Raw genomic sequence first — 17,247 nt, 5'->3', positions numbered from 1 at the left:
GCGTGGCCCGCTCAGCAGGCGACGTTGCCGCCGAGGTTGTCGAGCAGGGCGTCGGCGACCCAGCCGGAGACCCCGGTCGTGGTGTCCCGCAGGTAGGTCCAGGTGTAGGTGGTGTGCCCGTTCGCGCTGACCCGGTCGCCGCTGGCGAAGCAGTGGAAGTCGACGTTGTGGGAGAGCTGGCCGTAGCCCAGCGAGCCGCAGGTGGTGTGCGGGCCGCTGCGGATGTTGACGTTGGTGGCGTTGAAGAGCTGGCCGAACTTGTTGTCGATGTTGGAGTGGGAGTGGGAGCAGCTCGCGCTGGCCGGAGCGGCCCCGCCCACCACCGCGACACCCGCCGCGGCCACGGCCAGCAGGAACGCCGCGCCGATCGAGGAAGCTCTGCGCATGCCCATCAACCCCCGGGAGCCGTGCCTGCAAATTGATCCACATATTTGCATATGGCAAAGGCGACTGACAAGGGTGGCCGGGTCAGTGGTCGGTCCGCAGCCGCAGGTGCCGCCGGACCGCGTCGCGACTCAGGCTCATGCACGCGATCCGGCTGTCGAGGCGGGCGAGTTCGGCGGTGAAGAGCGCGACCAGCTCACCGTCGTCGACATCCGCCCCGTTCCCGGCCGCCGGGGTCGACTGCTCGTCGCGGATCCGGTCGCTCCACCGGGAGCCTGCGCCGGCTGCCCGACGTGCCACGTCCACCTGTCAGGATTCGCCATCCATCCCTCCGGCCCAGAGGGATCTTGGTATAGGAGTGCCCCTCCGGGGGCCATCCCGTACCAAGATCTCCGGCGCTGCTCAGGCCGGGGTGCGGACGGTGGTGTCCGGGCCGGTGTTCTCCGCCTCGGGCACCGGGCGAGGCGCCGGCGTGCGCACCGCGAACGCGTCGAAGCTCGGCCCGTCCAGCCGCTCGATGAACGGCTCCGCGCTGGGCCGCTCCGCCTCGGACCGTTCGGCCCCGGCCTGCTCCGTGTCGGACCGTTCGGTCTCGGACGGCTCGTGCTCGGGCCGGCCGTTCTCGGACCGCCCGCCGACCAGCGGCTCGGCTGCCGCCGGCCCGAGCAGACGCGCCGCCACCTGCGGGTACTCGGCGGTCTCGCCGCCACCCGCGGCGGCCGCCATCACCGCCGCCGCGGCCAGGTCGGCCACCCGCTTCGCCTCCCGCTGCACCCGGGCCCGGGTCTCCTTGGCGTGCTGCTCGGCCAGCTCCGCCGCGCGCCGGGCCTCGTCCAGCCGCTTGGTCTCCGCGGTCAGGTCCCGGCGTACGACGACCAGCCGCTCCTCCAGCTCGGCACCGTCCCGCTCGATCGTGGCGATCTCCCCGCGGGTCTGCTCCAACTGCTGATCGACGGTCTCCAGCTCGGCCTTGAGCTGGGTCAACGTCTCCTGACGCTGCTGGATGTCGCGCTGCACGGTGGCGAGCTGCTCCTGGTGCGTCGCGTTCTCCAGGTCGGCCCGCTCGCGCACCTCGGTGGCGTACTGCTGGGCCTCGGCGACCAGCGCGGCGATGTCCCGCTCGGCGGCCACCGCCCGGTCGGCCAGCTCCTGCTCGGCCGCGGCCCGCCGCTCGTCCAGCTCCCGGGCCATGGTGGCCTGCCACTGGGCCAGCTCCTGCTGGGCCTTGCTGCGGTTGGCCTGCACCTCCTGCTGGATCTGGGTGCGTGCGGCCTTCACCAGCGCCTCGGACGCGGACCGGGCCTGCTCGACCTGCTGCGTGCTCTGCTCGGTGATCCGCTTCGCCTCCTGCTGGGCCCGGTCGTGCACGGCCTGGCCCTCGGCGCGCAGCTTCTCCGCCAGCTCCCGCACGGCGGTCAGCTCCGCCTGCGCGGTGGCCCGCCGCTCCTCGTCCGCCCGCTCCTGCTCGGCCCGGCGGGTGGACAGCTCCTCCTCCAGCTCGCGCCGGTCCCGCGCGGCCTGCTCCTGCGCCGCGACCAGCACCTTCTCCGCCTGGGCCGAGAAGTCGTCGGCGCGCTTGGCGGCCATCTCGGTGATCTGGCCGGCCTGCTTCTCGGCCAGGTCGAGGATCTGGTCGACCATCGGGCCGAGGTCGCGGAAGGACGCCCGGTCCACCGCCGTCGGACGGTCGCGCAGCTCGACCGCCTCGGCCTGCGCCCGCTGCATCTGCGCGGTCAATTCGCGGACCTGCGCGTACGCCCGGTCGCGCGCGACGCTCAGCGAGCCGACCTCGCCGTCCATCTGCTCGACGTAGCGGTCCACCTGACGTTTGTCGTAGCCGCGCAGCGCCTGGTCGAACCGCGGGCGCGCGGACACGTCGTCGTGGGGTGCGAACGGTTCCTCAGCGTTGGACATGCGCCATCCTCCGTCGGTTCGCCAGCGCCACGCCACAGGGCACGATGACGCGCAACGGTACCGTGTCCGCGCGCGCCGTCGAGCCCGCCCCGCCCCCGGCCCGCCGGTCGGTCGGACGGTCAGACCGGGAAGTGCGCATTCCCCGCCGTCAGTCGGATGGTGAAACCGTCGGCGTCCCGGTGGTGGGTCACGTGGTCGCAACTCTGGTGGCTGATCCACAGCCCCAGGCCGCCCTCGGTCCCGTCGCCCGCCGGCAGCAGCCCGGCGTACGGGTCCTTGGGGCCGGGACCGCGGTCGTGCACGGTCACCACCATCCGGTCCGGCGCGCGCCACAGTCGCAGGCGCACCGGCGGCGTCCCGTGCCGCAGCGCGTTGCACACCACCTCGCTGACGGCCATCACCAGGTCGTCGACGTCGTCCGGCGGGAGCAGGCCGGAGTCGGCGGCGCGGACCGCCTCCCGGGCCCGGGCCGGTGTCGGGTCCACCAGCTCGACCACCGGCGCGGTGTGCTGCAGCGGGTCCGGCAGGGCCGGCCGGCAGTCGGCCAGATAGCTGTCCGGCTCGGCGTAGACCCCGGTCGGCTCGTGGACGTCGCCCGGCCGGGTGAGGCGGGGGTGGGTCCGGGTCACGTCGGCCAGCACGTGTGGCGGTGCGATCCGGCGGTCGTAGGCGCAGATGCCCCAGAGCGGGAAGTCGTCGTAGACGTGGTTGATCGCCGACTCGTAGCGGGCCCAGGCGTCCCAGGTCGCGCCGAGCAGCAGCGGCGGCAGCTCCCCGGCCATCCGGATCTGCGTCGTGCCGCCCACCATGAACGACCCGAGGCACTCCCGGTAGGCGCGGATCGCCGCCGCGGGCCGGGCGTAGACGTCGCCGCCGGGCAGGAAGGTGACGTCGGCGCCGGTGGGCAGCGCCCGGCGGAGGAGTTCGGCGTTGTGGTCACCGAAACTCACCGCCGCGCGCTCACCGGCCTCGATCCCGCCGAGCAGGAACGGCAGCACCACGGCCAGCAGTTCGTCGTCGTCGTAGTAGAGCAGCGCCTCGTGGAAGTAGCCCTTGTGGCCGGCGGCCGCACCGGTCCTCATCGGACCACCTCCGCGCGCACCTCGGCCAGGTCCAGCAGCTCGACCAGCCGGGCGGTGGCCGGGCGGCGGGTGCGCAGCACCGCGACCGCGTCGTGGCGGCGGGCGTGCTCGCCGAGACGCAGCAGGGCGCGGTGGTCGACGAAGCGCAGGTCGGTCGCGTCGAGGACGAGCCGCCCGGCCACCGGCCGCGGGTCGGCCCGCTCCAGCGCGGTGGCGAACAGGTGCTCGTCGGTCGGGTCCACCTCGCCGGTGAGCGCCAGCACCGCGTCGTCGTCACCGGCGTGCAGCCGGAACAGCACGTCGGCGTTGGTCCGCGGGTGCAGGCAGGCCAGCTCGGCGATCGCCGCGTCGCCGAGCGCCCGACGGTCGTAGGCGCAGACCGCCGACATCGGCCGGTGCCGGATCCAGTGGTCGACGCGGTGCTCGTAGCGGGCGAACGCGTCGCGCTGGGCCCGGGTGCGGACCAGGTCGGTCGCCTCGGCCAGCACCCGCAGCCCGGTGTGGCCGGCGGCCAGCGCCTCGTCGGTGGCCCGCACGTACGCCCGGACCTGCGTCTCCGGGTCGACGACCTCGTCCCGCCGGTAGGCCTCGTCGACCCGGAACAGCCGCACCGCGCCGGCCCGCCGCGCGGCGACGAAGCCGGGCACCGACGCCAGCCGGCGGGCCACCGCGTCCGGCTCCTCCGAGCCGACCAGCCAGACCTGCTCGCCCGCGGCGAGGCCGGCGCCGACCTCCGCGACCGCCCGGGCGTGCAGCACGGCCGGGTCGTCGTAGACCAGGCAGACGTGGGCGTGGCCCCGGTCCGTCCCGTTCCCGCCGGTCACCGGCTCCGCCTCATCAGGCCATTCTAGGCTCAGGGAAGCTGGAGGCCGCGCCAGGCCGTCGCCTCGAGCGGCGGGTCGCCCAACTCGAACTCCGCCCAGTTGTTCCAGTACGCGATCGCGTCCACGTCGTTCTGCTGACGCAGCCACGTCACGTGGTCCCGGATCGTCTGGGCCCGGCCCGCGCCGGTGGGGTCGGTGGTGATCCGGCTCAGCCCGTACTCCGGCACCAGCAGCCGGATCCCCGGATAGGCGGCACGCACCTTGCCGAGGGCCACCCCGAACATCCGGGAGGCGGGCCAGTACGCCGCGGTGTCCCGCGAGTAGCAGTCCACCCCGTAGTGCGTCATGCCCGGATAGCCCCAGTCCGTCGGGTTGCCGCCGCCCTCGTCCAACCAGTAGCGGGTGACGATCGGGCCGTGCCCGAGCACCCACCGCCGGTTGCGGTGCGCGGCCACGATCTGGGTCACCCGGCTGGCGGTCGCCCGGTACGTCGCCGGGGGCACGTCACCCATCGGCTCGTGGTACCAGGTCAGGTAGATCGGCCGGCTCACGCCGTCGAGCCAGCCGGTCAACTGCTCGACGTCGTCCTTCCAGGAGACGTGCATGACGGCCGACGGCGCGTCGACGAACTTGCCCGCGTTCAGCGCGGGCAGCTCCGGCAGCGCGTCGGCGTCGGGGCCGTCGGTGCCGAAGTCGCGCATGTAGCGGATGCCCGGGTAGTCGGCGACGACCCGTTGGGTCCGCGCGCCCTTCTCGGCGCTCATGCCCACCAGCAGCGGCACCGTCAGCGTGGTGCTGCCCGTGCCGGTGCGCCCGGCGCCGTCGCGCGCGGTCGCGGTCAGCGTCACCGTGCCCCGGCCGGCCAGCACGGTGACGGTGAAGCGGGTCGGGTCGGACCCGCCGGCCGTGACGGTGACGCCGGGCGAGGCGCTGGCGAGCTGGATCGTCAGCGGGACGCTCAGGTCCACCCGGACCGGGCCGTCCCAGGCCGTCCCGGTGGGGTCGCTGACCCGGCCGGAGAAGGTCAGCAGCCGGGAGTCGGGGTGGTAGGCGTCGACCCGCACGGTGGTCGACTGCCCGGGGTGCAGGACGGGGGCGTCGGCGGTGACGGAACGGATGACGGGTGCGGCCATGGCGTACTCCTTCGGACGTGTTCGGTGCGCTCCGGCCGCACGTCCTCGGGTGGCCAGAATGGCTCTGACCTGCGCTTTTACCAGCTTGCCCTGGTTCGGCGCGGATCGCCACGGGCCACCGCAGATGGTGCGAAACCCGGCGGACGGGTTTGCCGGGCACGCTGGGCGGTACTGCCCGGGGGACGACACGAGACGGTGGGGGAGTGAGGCGCACGTGGACGTGAACGATCTGCTGACCGAGGCGTACGGGCGGTTGCCGGACCTCGTCGCCGGGGCGCTCGACGGGCTCGACCCGGAGCAGTTGCGCCAGGCGCCGGCCGACGGGGCGAACCCGGTGGGCTGGCTGGTCTGGCACCTGACCCGGATCCAGGACCACCACGTCGCCGACCTGCTCGGCGCCGAGCAGCTCTGGGTCACCGGCGACTGGGCGCAGCGGTGCGGCCTGCGCCCCGACCCGGACGACACCGGCTACGGCCACGGCCCCGAGCAGATCGCCGCCGTGCGACCGTCCGACGGCGGCGTGCTGCTCGACTACCACCGGGCGGTGGTCGAGCGGAGCCTGGCGTACCTGCGCGGACTCGGTCCGGCCGACCTGGACCGGGTCGTCGACGACAGTTGGGACCCGCCGGTCACCCTCGGCGTACGGCTGGTCAGCGTGCTCGACGACGACCTGCAGCACGCCGGGCAGGCCGCGTACGTGCGGGGGCTCATCCGGCGGGACTGACCGCCGCCCGGGCCCGCCCCAGCGCGGCCCGCCCGAGCAGGTGGCAGGCCTGCGCCTCGGGGGAGGTGCCCGGGCCGGCGAAGTCCGGCGCCCCGCTGACGCCGGTGACCCGACCGAGCCGGTCCACCCGCCGGCCGGCCGCCGCCAGCAACTCCGCCCCGGTGTCCAGCCAGGCCGCCGGCAGCCAACCGTCGGCCACCCCGGTCAGCGCCGCGTACCCGAGCAGTTGGGCGGTGTTGGCCTCGGTGAACGTGCCCGGGTCGTCGAGCACGTCGGGAAAGAGGCCGTCCGCGGTGCGGTGGCGCAGGCAGGCGGTCAGCACCTCCTCGGCGTGCCCGGCCAGCTCGGCGCGTACCCCCGCCGGCCAGCCCGGCGCCAGGCGCAGCGCCCGGGCGATGCCGGCGACCACCCAGCCGTTGCCGGTGCCCCACGGCTGCGGTCGGTCCAGCTCGCCCCGGTCGCTGTCCCAGCGGGCCGCGTAGAGGCCGGTGCCCGGGTCGTGCAGCCGGCGCCGGTGCCCGGCCACCTGGGCGGCGGCCAGCTCGGTCCGACCGGCCAGCGCGAGCAGCGGCACCACCATGTAGACCGTGTCGGCCCACACCTGGCGGCTGTCGAGCAGGTGGAACAGGGTGCCGTCGGCGTCCCGGGGTGCCCGGCGGGTCAGCCAGTCGAGCTGCGCGGCCAACGCCGCCGCGTACCTCGGCTCCCCGGTCGTGGTCGCCGCGTGCCGGACCACCTCGCCGCAGGCGGCGCCGTTGACCGCGCCGACCGAGCCGGCGAACTCACCGAGCCGGCCGTCCGGGCGCTGCCGGGTCACCGCGGCGTCCGCGACCAGCAACGCCGCCTCCGGCCGGCCCAGGTCGAGCAGCGCCTGCCCGGTGAGGCCCTGCTCCCAGGACTCCCGTTGCATGGCCAGCAGCGCCGACAGCACCCGCTCGGTGGTGGCGTCCCCGATGGTCGACATGCCCGTCGGAGTACCCGGTCCGCCGGCCCGTCTCACCCGGTCCGGGTGAGTTGGACTCACCCGGCCGGCGGGAACGCTGCGGCACGGGCGACGCCGTGCACACCGGTCCGCCACCGTGACGGGACGAGGGAGGCACCGATGAGCACATCGGCCGCGGAGCACCTGGCCCGGGCGGCGGCCGGCCGGCACCCGGAGCTGCCCGAGACCACGTCCGGGACGGTCCGGCTGGACATGCGGGAGGGCGGCCGGACCGAACACTGGTACCTGACCATCGACCGTCAGGACGTCCGGGTGGAGCGCTCGGCCGAGGAGGCCGACCTGGTGGTGCGCGCCGACCGCGAGGTGTTCGACCGGATCGCCGCCGGACGCCTGCACCTGGCCGCGGCGCTGCTGCGCAACGACCTGGCCGGGCAGGGCAACCTGCGGCTGCTGATGACGCTGCGCCGGCTCTTCCCCGGCCCGCCGGACGCGCGGCACCCCCGCGACGTGGCCGACGTCCCCTACCGGCCGGTGCCCCGGTGAAGCAGGAACTGGTCTCGGTCCTGGCCGGCAACGCCTTCGCCATGGGCGACGCGCAGGGCGACATGGAAGCCCACCCGTGCGCGCCGATCGGCCTGTTCTCCTTCGACACCCGGTTCCTGTCCCGCTGGGTGCTCACCGTCGACGGCGAGCGGTTGCAGGCGCTCTCCCGCGACGACCTCACCTACTTCGAGACCCGCTTCGTGCTGGTGCCCGGCGCCGCCAGCCACTACGTCGACGCCGACGTCTCGGTGATCCGGCACCGCTGCCTCGACGAGGGATTCCACGAGCAGCTCACGGTGCTGAACCACGCCGCCGAGCCCGCCGATTTCACGGTGCGGATGGAGATCGGCAGCGACTTCGCCGACACCGCCGAGATCCGCCACCCCGGTCCGCGCCGGCCGACGGCCACCACCGACCCGCAGCACCACGAGCTGCGGATCCGTCACCGGCGCGGGCGGTTCACCCGGGAGACGTGCGTCTCCAGCACCGCCCCGGTCGACGTCGACCAGCGGGGGATGACGTTCCGGATCCGGGTCGAGCCGAACGGCGCCTGGCGCACCGACCTGCACGTCAGCATGGTCATCCAGGGCGCCGGGGAACGGGACCTGCGGTCCGACATCGACTCCCACCGGGAGCAGGTCCGGCGGTCCATGCGCGACGACCTGGCCCGCTGGCTCGACCAGGCGCCGGAACTGGTCGCCGACCGCAAACCGCTGGCCGCCGCGTACCGGCAGGCCCTGACCGACCTGGCGGCGTTGCGCTACACCCCGCTGGCGTACGCCGAGCGGGTGCCGGTCGGCGGCCTGCCCTGGGCGATGACGCTGTACGGCCGCGACGCGCTGGTCACCTGCCTGGCGACGCTGCCGTTCACGCCGGAGCTGACCCCGGCGACGCTGCGGATGCTGGCGCTGGCCCAGGGCGGGCAGCTCGACGACTACCACGACGAGGAGCCCGGCAAGATCCTCGGCGAGCTGCGGTACGGCGAGGCGGCGGCGTTCGGCGACGAGCCCACCGCGCTCTACTACGGCGCGGCCGACACCACCCCGCTCTTCGTCGTCCTGCTCGACGAGTACGAGCGCTGGACCGGCGACGCCGACCTGGTCCGGCAGTTGCGCCACCCGGCCCGGATGGCGCTGGACTGGCTGACCGAGTACGGCGACCCGTACGGCGACGGCTACCTGCGCTACCAGCCGCGCAACACGACCAACGGGGTGGCCAACCAGACCTGGCGCAACTCGCCGGAGGCGATCGTCGACCGGCACGGCGTCCAGCCGCCCTACCCGCGGGCCACCTGCGAACTCCAGGGCTACGCCTACGACGCGCGGATCCGGGGCGCCCGGCTGGCCCGCGAGTTCTGGGACGACCCGGAGTACGCCGAGCGGCTGGAGGCCGACGCGGCCTGCCTGCGGGAACGGTTCAACCGGGACTTCTGGCTGCCGCAGCGGGGCTACTACGCGCTGGCGATCACCCCGGACGGGCAGCCGGTCGACGCGCTCACCTCCGGCCTCGGGCACCTGCTGTGGAGCGGGATCGTCGAGCCCGACCGGGCCGACTCGCTGGCCGCGCACCTCTGCGGGCCGGACCTCTTCTCCGGCTGGGGCGTGCGCACCTACGCGGAGGGCCAGCGGCCGTACAACCCGGTCGGCGCGCACCTCGGCGCGGTGTGGCCGTCGGACAACGCGCTGGTCGCCGCCGGCCTGCGCCGCTACGGCTACGACGCCGAGGCCGCGCAGGTCGCCGCCGGGGTGCTCGCCGCGGCGGAGACGCTCGGCGGGTCGGTCCCGGAGGTGATCGCCGGCTACCCGCGCCGACTCACCAAGTACCCGGTGCAGCTACCGGCCGCCGGCCGCCCGCAGTCGTGGGCCTCCGGCGGCCTGCTGATGCTGCTCGCGACCATGCTGGGGCTGCGCCCGTGCGCGGACAACCTGCTGGTGGACCCCGCGATCCCCGCCGGCTACGGCCGGATCGAGCTGCTCGACGTGCCCGGCCGGTGGGGCCGCACCGACGCGTACGGCCGGGAACGGGACGCCGGCCGGCGCCTGCGTGCCGCCTGAGCGCCGGTCAAGAGGGTGCCCCCGCCTTGTCGCAGGCGTCGACCGGGGGCACTTCCTTTCGTGGGGGGCGGCGGGAGAGCAGACGGTCGACGCCCACGAGGAGCAGGCCGAGCAGCCAGAACACGGTGGCGAACCCGAGCGCGCTGATCCCGACGCCGTCGTAGCCGAGCTGCCCGGCGTCGAGGAACGGATACGGGTAGCGGTGCACGACCAGCCCGCGTACCAGCGCGAACCCGAGGTAGCCCAGCGGGAACGCCAACCACCAGGCGGCGTACCGGGGGCGCAGCCGGCCGCGCCTGTCGAACAGCGCCCAGTCGGCGACCGCGAGCAGCGGCACCACCGTGTGCAGGAGCTGGTTGCCCCACCACTCGCCCGGCTCCCGGTGCGGCTGGGTCATCGCGAACGGGCTGGCGGGGTTGGCCAGCACCAGGTGGTAGACCGTGCCGGTGATGGTGATGTAGAGGGTCACCGCGCCCTTCAGCACGCTGGGCGGCTCCGGCCGGTCGCGGGCCGCGCACCAGGCGGCGTAGCCGGCGAGGACGCCGACCGCCACGTTGCTCTGGATGGTGAAGTAGGGCAGCAGGCCGGTCACCGTGGCCGGGCCGAGCGCGGTGAGCACGACGCCGGCCACCACGCCGAGCACCACGGCCAGGCGGAGGAGGATCGCCGCGCGGCGACGCCTGGGGGTCATCGGCGCAAGTTACCAGCCGGTCGTCAGCCGGCGCGCCGGCCGGTCGGCTCGTTCGACCCGGGCACGGAGTGGCCCGGCGGTCTCGCGGAGCCGGACTGCCGGCCGGCCGGTGACCGGGCGGTGCCGGCGGTGGGGGCGGCCGGCGTGCGGGCGGCGCTGGACTCGGGGGCGGCGGTGCCGGACGGCGGTCCGCCGGTGCCCGGGTCGGGCACGCTCCGGGTCGGCGGCCCGGTGGGCGGGCCACCGCTCGGGCGGCCGGTCGGACCCACCGGCGAGCCGGAGGCGTCGAGCAGCGCGGTGCAGTAGCCGGGCACCCGGGCCGGGCCGCCGGCGGCCGCCACCAGGCCGGCGAAGGCCGGCGCGTCGAGGGCGCGCCCCCGCTCGCCCTCGGTGACGGCCCGGTAGGCGACGCAGAGCCCGGCCGGCGTCGACAGGTCGGGCGCCCCGGCGGTCGGGCCGGTGCCCGGGTGGGTGGGGCGGGCGGTGCGCGGCGGGCCGCTGGTCGGCGGCGCGCCGGCGGTGGTGCGGTCGGCCGACGGTGTCTCGTCCCAGGTGGTGCCGGGCAGGGTTCCGGTCGCGGCGGCCAGCGCGACACCGCCGGTGAGCGTCGCGATCAGGGCGGCGCCGGCGAGCTTGACGCTGAGCAGGGTGGCGAGACGTCGAGCGGGGCGGCCGTCCACGCCGACGTCGGCGGTCGGCCGGCGAACGGATCCGCCCGCCGCCTGCCCGACGCCCACGTGAGCCGCCGCCCGGGCCGCCCGGAACTCGGTGACCGCGGCCGCCTCGCCGGCCAGCTCGCCGGGCCGGGGCCCGGCCCGGACGGCGTCCAGGCACTCGACGAGCGCCCGGGGGCCGGCGGACCCGCCGCCGCGCGAACCGTCGAGCAGTCGCTCGACGGTTTCCTCGTCCAGGCGGGATGCGTCCATCTCGTGACCCTCAGCGCCGCGACCTGCCCGAGCGTCACACGTCGAGCCCCGCGCGGCGGGTGAGCCCGGTCACCAGAAGGCCGATTCCGGCACCGCCGGGCCGGTCAGCCCATGGTCTTCGCGCCGTCGATCGACTCGCGGATGATGTCGGCGTGCCCGGAGTGCTGGGAGATCTCGGCGATCAGGTGCAGCAGCACCCGGCGCACGGTCCAGGAGGCGCCGGGGGTGAACCACGGCTCGTCCGGCAGCGGGTGCGCGGCGTCCAGGTCGAGCGTGGCGACCAGCGCGTCCGTCTCGGCGGCCACCCGGTCGAACTCAGCCAGCAGCCCGGCCAGGGTGTCGCCCTCGACCATCCGGAACTGGCCGGCCCAGTCGACCGGCTCGCTGCGCATCGCCTCGGCGCCGCCCGTGGCGAAGCGCATCCAGCTCCGTTCGGTGCTCGCCACGTGCTTGACGATCCCGCCGAGGCACAGCTCGCTGGCCGTGCTGCGGCGCGCCGCCTGCTCGTCGTCGAGCCCCGCCACGGTCTGGCGCAGGAAGCCGCGGTGCCGGCGCAACGACTCGAGCAGGTCGGCCCGCTCGCCGGTGAGAACCTGGTCGGTGACGTCCATGTCGCTCGTTCCTTCCGATCGGAGATGCGAGGTCACCGTACGACGTCGCACCGACACGTCCACCGCTCCACACCGGAGCCTCCGGTTGCCGGTCGGTCCGGTTCGCGGTGAACTGAACGACATGGGTGTCATCAAGGTGGGCACGTCCTCGTGGGCCGACGCGATGCTGGTCCGCTCCGGCTGGTACCCGCGCGCCGCCAACACCCCGGCCGGGCGGCTGGGCTGGTACGCCGAGCACTTTCCACTGGTCGAGGTGGACACCTCGTACTACGCCGTGCCGGCGGTGGAGACCACGACGACCTGGGCGGACGCCACCCCGCCCGGCTTCACCTTCGACGTCAAGGCGTTCCGGCTGTTCACCGGCCACCACACGCCGGTCGACGCGTTGCCGAAGGACCTGCGTCCGGCCGGCGCGCCGAGCCGGATCCGCTGGCGCGACCTGCCCGCCGGGGCGTACGACGAGTTGTGGGCCCGGTTCCACGCGGCGCTGGCACCGCTCGCGGCGGCCGACCGGCTCGGCGCCGTGCTGCTGCAGTTCCCGCCCTGGCTGGCCCGCGGCGACGCGGCCCGGCGGCGGATCCTGGCCGCCGCGCAGCGGTGCCGGCCCCACCCGGTCACCGTCGAGCTGCGGCACTCCTCCTGGTTCGAGGACGACGCCGTGGTCGACACGGTGACGTTCCTGCGCGAGAACGGGCTCGGCTACGGCTGCGTGGACATGCCGCAGGGACACGTCTCCTCGGTGCCGCCGATCCTGGTCGCCACCACCGACCTGGCCGTGGTCCGGTTCCACGGCCACAGCGAGGCGTGGGAGAGCGGCGACAAGCGGGAGCGGTTCCGGTACGCCTACGGCGAGCGGGAGCTGCGGCACTGGTCGGTGCTGCTGCGCGAGCTGGCCGACGGGTGCGCCGAGCTGCACGTGCTGATGAACAACTGCTGCGGCGACCAGGCCCAGCGCGACGCCGCCCGCCTCGCCGACCTGCTCGGCGTGGTGCCCGCCGCCGCGCGGGCCTGAGGTTTCCCCGCCCACCTCGCGGGTACGGCCGGAACGACGGCGAGGGGGACACGTGGACGAGCGGCGGGACGAGAAGACCCCGGCGGACCGGGATCCGCGGGAGGCCGAGGAGGCGCACGGCGGCAGCATGGCGCCGGGCGCGGTGGACGACACCGGGCACCCGGTGGCCGATTCTCCGGTGCCGGCGAACGAGCAGGCCGCGCCGGGCCGCCCGGGTGAGGACGGCACCGGTTCCTAGGGCGAGCGCGAGGCAGGCGCTCGCGTGCACCGCGCGGCCGGTGACCCACCCCGATGTGGGTCACCGGCCGCGCGGTGGTCTCAGCGGCCGGAAGCGACCAGGTGCCGTCCGGCCGCGCCCACGGCGGCCATCTTGCCGAGGTTCTTCGGCGCGGACATCAGCCCGCCGGCCCGGTCCAGCATCCCGCGCAGCACCTGGGTCGGCTTCTGCTGCTCGCTCATGTACGCGGTCATCACGACCAGGGCGCCGGTCATCGCCGGCACCGCCCACTGCAGCAACTTCATCTGCCGTTGGCTGGCGGCGACGTTCGCCGGGGTGTGGTGGTTGGGCTCGGTGGTGCCCTCGACCGGCGGCCCGCCCGCCTTCTCCAGCCGCATGCCGACCAGCCGGCTGTAGCCGGTCACCGCCAGCGCGCCGACGGTCAGCGCGGTCTTCACCGCGCTCGCCTTGCCCACGCCGGACTGCCGGGCCATCCGCGGGCTCTCGGTGACCAGCTCGCCGACCGCGCCGGCCAGGTGGGCGCCGATCGCCGCCGCGTTCACCGGGGTCCACCGGGCCCACCCGGCCGAGGCCACCGGCAGCCGTTGGGTCGTGTCGTCGATTCGTGCCGCCGCGCCGTTGACGCCGAGCGCCCCCATCAGTGAGCCGCCGAACCAGGCCGCCAGGCCCAGGTCGTGCATCGAGCGCAACGCGGTATGCCGTTCGGACATCTGATCCCCCTCCGCCGTGTTCGGGCGGTGCGGCATACCCGTCCTCGGCGCGGTCACGCCCCCGAGTCGCGCGCGGGCAGCGAGCCGGCGAACGCGGCCACCCGGGCGGCCAGCGGCACGGCGGCGCGTACCCAGGTGAAGTGGTCGAGGCCGGCACCCGCCTCGGCGACCGTGTAGCGGTGCCGGGTCACCGGCGCGGCGGCCAGCTTGTCGCAGAGGTGGTCCAGCGTCTCGTGCGGCGTGTACTGGTCGTCGTCGACGCTGACCGCGAGCACCGGCGTCCGGATCCGCCGCACCGCCGCCTCCGCGTCCACCCCGTCGAGCGCCGGGAAACGCCCGGTGCGGGCGGTGTGCGCCCAGTCCCGGATCACCCCGCGCGCCTGCCGGCCGCCGAACCCCCAGCCCGGCCAGACGCCGAGCAGCCGGGCCGCCGCGGCGATGCCCTGGGTGTACGGCAGCACGCCCCAGCCGCGCCGCCCCGGATACCGCCGCCACCAGGGCAGGCCCACCGCCACCAGGGCCAGCCCGTCCACCCGGCCGGCGTCGTGCAGCGCCTGGTGCAGCACCGCGACCTGGCCGCCGAGGGAGTGCCCGAGCAGCACCCGGACGCGCCCGTCCAGGCGGGGTTTGAGCGCGTCCAGCACCGCGCCGACGTCGGTGGCCAGCTCGGCGTAGCCGTACCGGCAGGTGCGGGACGGGGCGGGGGTGCTCTCCCCGGTGCCGCGCAGGTCCGCCACGATCACGGCGAGCCCGGCGTCGCGCAGCGCGGCGGCGAACGGCCGGTAGTAGCGGGCGCGTACGCCCATGGCCGGCCAGATCAGCACCACCGGCGCGCCGGGCGGTCCGTCCGGTTCCGGGTGGATCTGCACGCCGATCCGTGCGCCGTCGACGTCCACGTACTCCTGGGTGTACTCACCGCTCACCGGACCAGCGTAGCTACCGGCGAGTAGCAAGGGCGGGCCGGACCCACGACGACGGCGGCCGTCCCCACCACCGCGGGCGCCGGCGGTGAAAACGACCCGTGTCGCGATCGGCGTCGACTGGTTAGGGTCTGGGCGTGAGGCTCAACCGGTCGACCGACATGGCGCTGCGGATCGCCATGCTGACCGCCGCGTCCCCGGTCCGCGCCACGGTGGACGAGCTGGCCACCCGGCTCGCGCTGCCCCGCAGCCACGTCGCCAAGGTGGTGCAACGGCTGCAGCGGCTCGGGGTGCTGGTGACCATCCGGGGCCGGTCCGGCGGGGTGGCCTTCGCCGAGCACGCCGGCGAGCTGACCGTCGGGCAGGTGGTCCGCGCGTTCGAGGGCGACGACGAGGTGGTCAACTGCACCGAACCGGCCTGCCCGCTGGTTACCGGCTGCCGGCTGCGCGGCGAGCTGCGCCGCGCCCAGGCCGCCTTCCTCGCCGTGCTCGACGGGGTACGCCTCGGCGACCTGGTCGACGGGCCGGCCGGCCCGCTCCTGCTCAGCCTCGGCGCGCTCCCCACGGCCCACTGATGGGCGTCTCCCACCCGATCTTCGCCCGCGTGTTCGCCCGGGCCAGCGTCGCCATGGACGACGCCGGCGTCGCCGCGCACCGCCGCCGGCTGGTGGCCGGGCTGCGCGGCCTGGTGGTCGAGGTCGGCGCCGGCAACGGGCGCAACCTGGCGCACTACCCGCCGGCCGTCGACCACGTGCTCGCCGTGGAGCCGGAGCCCCGGCTGCGGGCCCTCGCCGAGGCCGCCGGCTCCGCCGCCCGGGTGCCGGTGACCGTGGCCGCCGGCCTGGCCGAGGCGCTGCCGGTCGCCGACGGCGCCGCCGACGCGGTGGTCCTCTCGCTGGTGCTCTGCTCGGTGCCGGACCAGGGGGTCGCGCTCGGCGAGGCGCGCCGGATCCTCCGACCCGGCGGCGAGCTGCGCTTCTACGAGCACGTGGTGGCGCAGACGCCGGGCCTGCGCCGGGCCCAGCGCATCGCCGACGCGACGCTCTGGCCGCTGTTCTGCGCCGGCTGCCACACCGCCCGCGACACGCTGGCCGCGATCCGGTCGGCCGGCTTCACGATCACCGACGTCGACCGGTTCCGCTTCCCCCCGTCCGGTGTCCCGGCTCCGGCCTCGCCGCACGTGCTCGGCGTCGCGACCCGACCCTGACCGGTCCCGGCGCGGGCCGGCGCCCCGGCGCGGGGACGCCGACCCTGCCGTCAGCCGACCGAGATCGTGCCGTCCGGGGCCCGTACGCAGGCGACGGTGCGGGCGGCGGCCACCGCCGCGCCGGTCAGGCACCGGCCGAGCACCTGGTGGCCGGCCGCGCTCGGGTGCCACGACTCCTGGCAGGTCTGGAAGTAGGTGCCGCAGGCGTTCGCGATCCGCTGGATGTCCAGCTTGTCGTAGCCGGAGAGGCTGGTGACGAAGACGCCGCTCGGGCCGTCCATCAGCCGGATCGGCGTGGCCAGCGCGTTGGCCGGGCTGCCCGCCGACTCGCACAGCCGCGCCCCGTCGAACGCCCGCTGCACGTTCAGGTAGACCAGGTCGTCGTTCGGGAACTCGCCGGCCAGGGTGCCCCGCACGGAGCCGACCAGGGAACCGAGCCCCTGGGAGAAGCGCTGCCCCGGCGCCAGGCTGGCCCGGTGGATCGGGCAGCCGGCCGCGTACCGCTCGGCGCCCAGGGCGCGGAACTTGTCGCGGGTGTCGTCCCGGCTGTCCTCACTCCAGTAGCTCTGCTCCAGCTCGTACGGCAGCGGGTTGGTGTAGTCCTGGAACACCACCCGGTGCTGGCCGTCCGCGTCGACCTCGTCGAGCGTGGTGAGCAACTGCCGCAGCGCCGCCGTGGTCTCCGCGGTGGCGGCCGAGAACTGCGCGGCGGTGCCCAGGTCGGCGTCGGTGCACGGCTTCTGCTCCACCGGCCCGCCCAGGTAGGCCCAGAACTCCCACCACCCGGTCCAGGCGTCGGCGATGAACCGGTTGGCGCACTTCTCCGCCACGCTGCCGAACGTGAACGAGCTGTTGTTCGAGCCGAGCCCCACCAGCACCAGGTCGATGTCGTGGGTGCGGGCCACCGATCGGAGCTGGTCGAGCTGGGCGGCGACCTGCCGTCCCTTGGCCCGGGTGGCCGAGGCGTTGGCGATGTCGTACGGCTGCCCGCCCGAGCAGGCCAGGTTGAACCGCGCGGCGATGCCCGGCAGCTCGGCCCGGAACAGCGAGGCGTTCGGCGAGCGGTGGCAGAAGTAGGCGTTGGCGTTCGCCGCCGACCAGCCGGGGAAGCCCTGCGCGACGCCGTTGACGTCGACCACCGGGGCGTACCCGCCGGCGCCTTCGCCGCTGATGAAGCTGTCACCCAACGCCACCGCGGCGGTGGGCAGCGCCGCGGCGGCGGGGCCGGCCGGGGCCACGGCGGCCGGCAGCGCCACCGTGGCGAGCGCCAGCGCCGCCGCGAACACGGAACGACGGAACACGGACATGCCCCACCTCACCCTCACCCATCG

General features: G+C 75.3%; 20 protein-coding genes. 7 read left to right on the top strand and 13 right to left on the bottom strand.

Annotated features, from left to right (window positions below):
* Positions 1-11: 11 nt before the first annotated feature.
* The 6 genes from H1D33_RS14620 to H1D33_RS14595 form a co-directional block, all read right to left on the bottom strand.
* Positions 12-386 carry a hypothetical protein gene (locus H1D33_RS14620; RefSeq protein ID WP_181567544.1) on the bottom strand — a complete coding sequence of 125 codons (375 nt, stop codon included), beginning with the start codon at positions 384-386 and terminating at the stop codon, positions 12-14.
* An 82-nt stretch (positions 387-468) separates the two neighbouring features.
* On the bottom strand, positions 469-684 hold the full coding sequence (locus tag H1D33_RS14615; RefSeq protein ID WP_181567545.1) for a hypothetical protein: 216 nt from the start codon (positions 682-684) through the stop codon (positions 469-471).
* A gap of 102 nt (positions 685-786) precedes the next feature.
* On the bottom strand, positions 787-2,298 hold the full coding sequence (locus H1D33_RS14610) for a hypothetical protein (RefSeq protein WP_181567546.1): 1,512 nt from the start codon (positions 2,296-2,298) through the stop codon (positions 787-789).
* 119 nt (positions 2,299-2,417) lie between these two features.
* Complete coding sequence (locus H1D33_RS14605; protein ID WP_181567547.1) at positions 2,418-3,380, bottom strand: sensor histidine kinase; 963 nt, start codon at positions 3,378-3,380, stop codon at positions 2,418-2,420.
* Complete coding sequence (locus H1D33_RS14600; RefSeq protein ID WP_181567548.1) at positions 3,377-4,204, bottom strand: MEDS domain-containing protein; 828 nt, start codon at positions 4,202-4,204, stop codon at positions 3,377-3,379. Before H1D33_RS14600 ends, H1D33_RS14605 begins: the two co-directional genes overlap by 4 nt.
* A 29-nt stretch (positions 4,205-4,233) precedes the next feature.
* Positions 4,234-5,337, bottom strand: a complete 1,104-nt coding sequence (locus tag H1D33_RS14595; RefSeq protein WP_181567549.1) for a hypothetical protein — start codon at positions 5,335-5,337, stop codon at positions 4,234-4,236.
* Positions 5,338-5,551: 214 nt separating this feature from the next.
* On the opposite strand from H1D33_RS14595, the gene H1D33_RS14590 reads away from it, so the two are divergent.
* Positions 5,552-6,061, top strand: a complete 510-nt coding sequence (locus tag H1D33_RS14590) for a mycothiol transferase (protein ID WP_181567550.1) — start codon at positions 5,552-5,554, stop codon at positions 6,059-6,061.
* Here the strand turns inward: H1D33_RS14590 and H1D33_RS14585 are convergent.
* A complete protein-coding gene (locus tag H1D33_RS14585; protein ID WP_181567551.1) occupies positions 6,045-7,025 on the bottom strand; it encodes a glycoside hydrolase family 88 protein in 981 nt (326 codons plus the stop codon). The genes H1D33_RS14590 and H1D33_RS14585 overlap by 17 nt on opposite strands.
* 138 nt (positions 7,026-7,163) lie before the next feature.
* Between H1D33_RS14585 and H1D33_RS14580 the strand changes: the two genes are divergently transcribed.
* Positions 7,164-7,547: an SCP2 sterol-binding domain-containing protein gene (locus H1D33_RS14580; protein WP_181567552.1), complete on the top strand. Its 384-nt coding sequence runs from the start codon at positions 7,164-7,166 to the stop codon at positions 7,545-7,547.
* Positions 7,544-9,601, top strand: coding sequence for an amylo-alpha-1,6-glucosidase (locus tag H1D33_RS14575; protein WP_181567553.1), 2,058 nt, complete (start codon positions 7,544-7,546; stop codon positions 9,599-9,601). The genes H1D33_RS14580 and H1D33_RS14575 overlap by 4 nt, the downstream gene beginning before the upstream one ends.
* A 7-nt stretch (positions 9,602-9,608) precedes the next feature.
* On the opposite strand, the gene H1D33_RS14570 is transcribed toward H1D33_RS14575, so the two are convergent.
* The 3 genes from H1D33_RS14570 to H1D33_RS14560 all read right to left on the bottom strand — a co-directional run bounded on the left by H1D33_RS14570 (position 9,609) and on the right by H1D33_RS14560 (position 11,829).
* Positions 9,609-10,292 (bottom strand): Pr6Pr family membrane protein, encoded by a 684-nt coding sequence (locus H1D33_RS14570; RefSeq protein WP_246411360.1) that lies wholly within the window; start codon positions 10,290-10,292, stop codon positions 9,609-9,611.
* A gap of 23 nt (positions 10,293-10,315) precedes the next feature.
* Positions 10,316-11,218: a hypothetical protein gene (locus tag H1D33_RS14565; protein WP_181567554.1), complete on the bottom strand. Its 903-nt coding sequence runs from the start codon at positions 11,216-11,218 to the stop codon at positions 10,316-10,318.
* Between the two features lie 104 nt (positions 11,219-11,322).
* On the bottom strand, positions 11,323-11,829 hold the full coding sequence (locus tag H1D33_RS14560) for a DinB family protein (RefSeq protein WP_181567555.1): 507 nt from the start codon (positions 11,827-11,829) through the stop codon (positions 11,323-11,325).
* 121 nt (positions 11,830-11,950) lie between these two features.
* Between H1D33_RS14560 and H1D33_RS14555 the strand changes: the two genes are divergently transcribed.
* Positions 11,951-12,841, top strand: a complete 891-nt coding sequence (locus tag H1D33_RS14555; RefSeq protein WP_181567556.1) for a DUF72 domain-containing protein — start codon at positions 11,951-11,953, stop codon at positions 12,839-12,841.
* A gap of 52 nt (positions 12,842-12,893) precedes the next feature.
* Positions 12,894-13,079 carry a GTPase activator gene (locus tag H1D33_RS14550; protein WP_181567557.1) on the top strand — a complete coding sequence of 62 codons (186 nt, stop codon included), beginning with the start codon at positions 12,894-12,896 and terminating at the stop codon, positions 13,077-13,079.
* 80 nt (positions 13,080-13,159) lie between these two features.
* Here the strand turns inward: H1D33_RS14550 and H1D33_RS14545 are convergent, their stop codons facing one another.
* A complete protein-coding gene (locus H1D33_RS14545) occupies positions 13,160-13,789 on the bottom strand; it encodes a hypothetical protein (RefSeq protein ID WP_181567558.1) in 630 nt (209 codons plus the stop codon).
* A 53-nt stretch (positions 13,790-13,842) separates the two neighbouring features.
* Positions 13,843-14,712 (bottom strand): alpha/beta hydrolase family protein, encoded by an 870-nt coding sequence (locus tag H1D33_RS14540; protein ID WP_181567559.1) that lies wholly within the window; start codon positions 14,710-14,712, stop codon positions 13,843-13,845.
* A gap of 134 nt (positions 14,713-14,846) precedes the next feature.
* On the opposite strand from H1D33_RS14540, the gene H1D33_RS14535 reads away from it, so the two are divergent.
* Together H1D33_RS14535 and H1D33_RS14530 are read left to right on the top strand one after the other, a co-directional pair.
* Positions 14,847-15,284, top strand: a complete 438-nt coding sequence (locus tag H1D33_RS14535; RefSeq protein ID WP_181567560.1) for an RrF2 family transcriptional regulator — start codon at positions 14,847-14,849, stop codon at positions 15,282-15,284.
* Entirely contained in the window at positions 15,284-15,916 is a 633-nt protein-coding gene (locus H1D33_RS14530) for a class I SAM-dependent methyltransferase (protein ID WP_181567561.1), read from the top strand. Before H1D33_RS14535 ends, H1D33_RS14530 begins: the two co-directional genes overlap by 1 nt.
* Before the next feature lie 50 nt (positions 15,917-15,966).
* Here the strand turns inward: H1D33_RS14530 and H1D33_RS14525 are convergent, their stop codons facing one another.
* On the bottom strand, positions 15,967-17,223 hold the full coding sequence (locus tag H1D33_RS14525; protein ID WP_181567562.1) for an SGNH/GDSL hydrolase family protein: 1,257 nt from the start codon (positions 17,221-17,223) through the stop codon (positions 15,967-15,969).
* Between the last annotated feature and the right edge of the window lie 24 nt (positions 17,224-17,247).

Source organism: Micromonospora ferruginea, assembly GCF_013694245.2.
GTDB lineage: Bacteria > Actinomycetota > Actinomycetes > Mycobacteriales > Micromonosporaceae > Micromonospora > Micromonospora robiginosa.
Note: the sequence above shows the minus strand (reverse complement) of the source record. Positions and strands in the feature narration are given on the sequence as shown.

Excerpts from the sequence above, each read along its gene's own strand:
- H1D33_RS14620 (WP_181567544.1), bottom strand. The coding sequence starts at position 386 with ATGCGCAGAGCTTCCTCGATCGGCGCGGCGTTCCTGCTGGCCGTGGCC.
- H1D33_RS14610 (WP_181567546.1), bottom strand. The coding sequence starts at position 2,298 with ATGTCCAACGCTGAGGAACCGTTCGCACCCCACGACGACGTGTCCGCG.
- H1D33_RS14605 (WP_181567547.1), bottom strand. The coding sequence starts at position 3,380 with ATGAGGACCGGTGCGGCCGCCGGCCACAAGGGCTACTTCCACGAGGCG.
- H1D33_RS14595 (WP_181567549.1), bottom strand. The coding sequence starts at position 5,337 with ATGGCCGCACCCGTCATCCGTTCCGTCACCGCCGACGCCCCCGTCCTG.
- H1D33_RS14585 (WP_181567551.1), bottom strand. The coding sequence starts at position 7,025 with ATGTCGACCATCGGGGACGCCACCACCGAGCGGGTGCTGTCGGCGCTG.
- H1D33_RS14580 (WP_181567552.1), top strand. The coding sequence starts at position 7,164 with ATGAGCACATCGGCCGCGGAGCACCTGGCCCGGGCGGCGGCCGGCCGG.
- H1D33_RS14570 (WP_246411360.1), bottom strand. The coding sequence starts at position 10,292 with ATGACCCCCAGGCGTCGCCGCGCGGCGATCCTCCTCCGCCTGGCCGTG.
- H1D33_RS14565 (WP_181567554.1), bottom strand. The coding sequence starts at position 11,218 with ATGGACGCATCCCGCCTGGACGAGGAAACCGTCGAGCGACTGCTCGAC.
- H1D33_RS14560 (WP_181567555.1), bottom strand. The coding sequence starts at position 11,829 with ATGGACGTCACCGACCAGGTTCTCACCGGCGAGCGGGCCGACCTGCTC.
- H1D33_RS14555 (WP_181567556.1), top strand. The coding sequence starts at position 11,951 with ATGGGTGTCATCAAGGTGGGCACGTCCTCGTGGGCCGACGCGATGCTG.
- H1D33_RS14545 (WP_181567558.1), bottom strand. The coding sequence starts at position 13,789 with ATGTCCGAACGGCATACCGCGTTGCGCTCGATGCACGACCTGGGCCTG.
- H1D33_RS14530 (WP_181567561.1), top strand. The coding sequence starts at position 15,284 with ATGGGCGTCTCCCACCCGATCTTCGCCCGCGTGTTCGCCCGGGCCAGC.
- H1D33_RS14525 (WP_181567562.1), bottom strand. The coding sequence starts at position 17,223 with ATGTCCGTGTTCCGTCGTTCCGTGTTCGCGGCGGCGCTGGCGCTCGCC.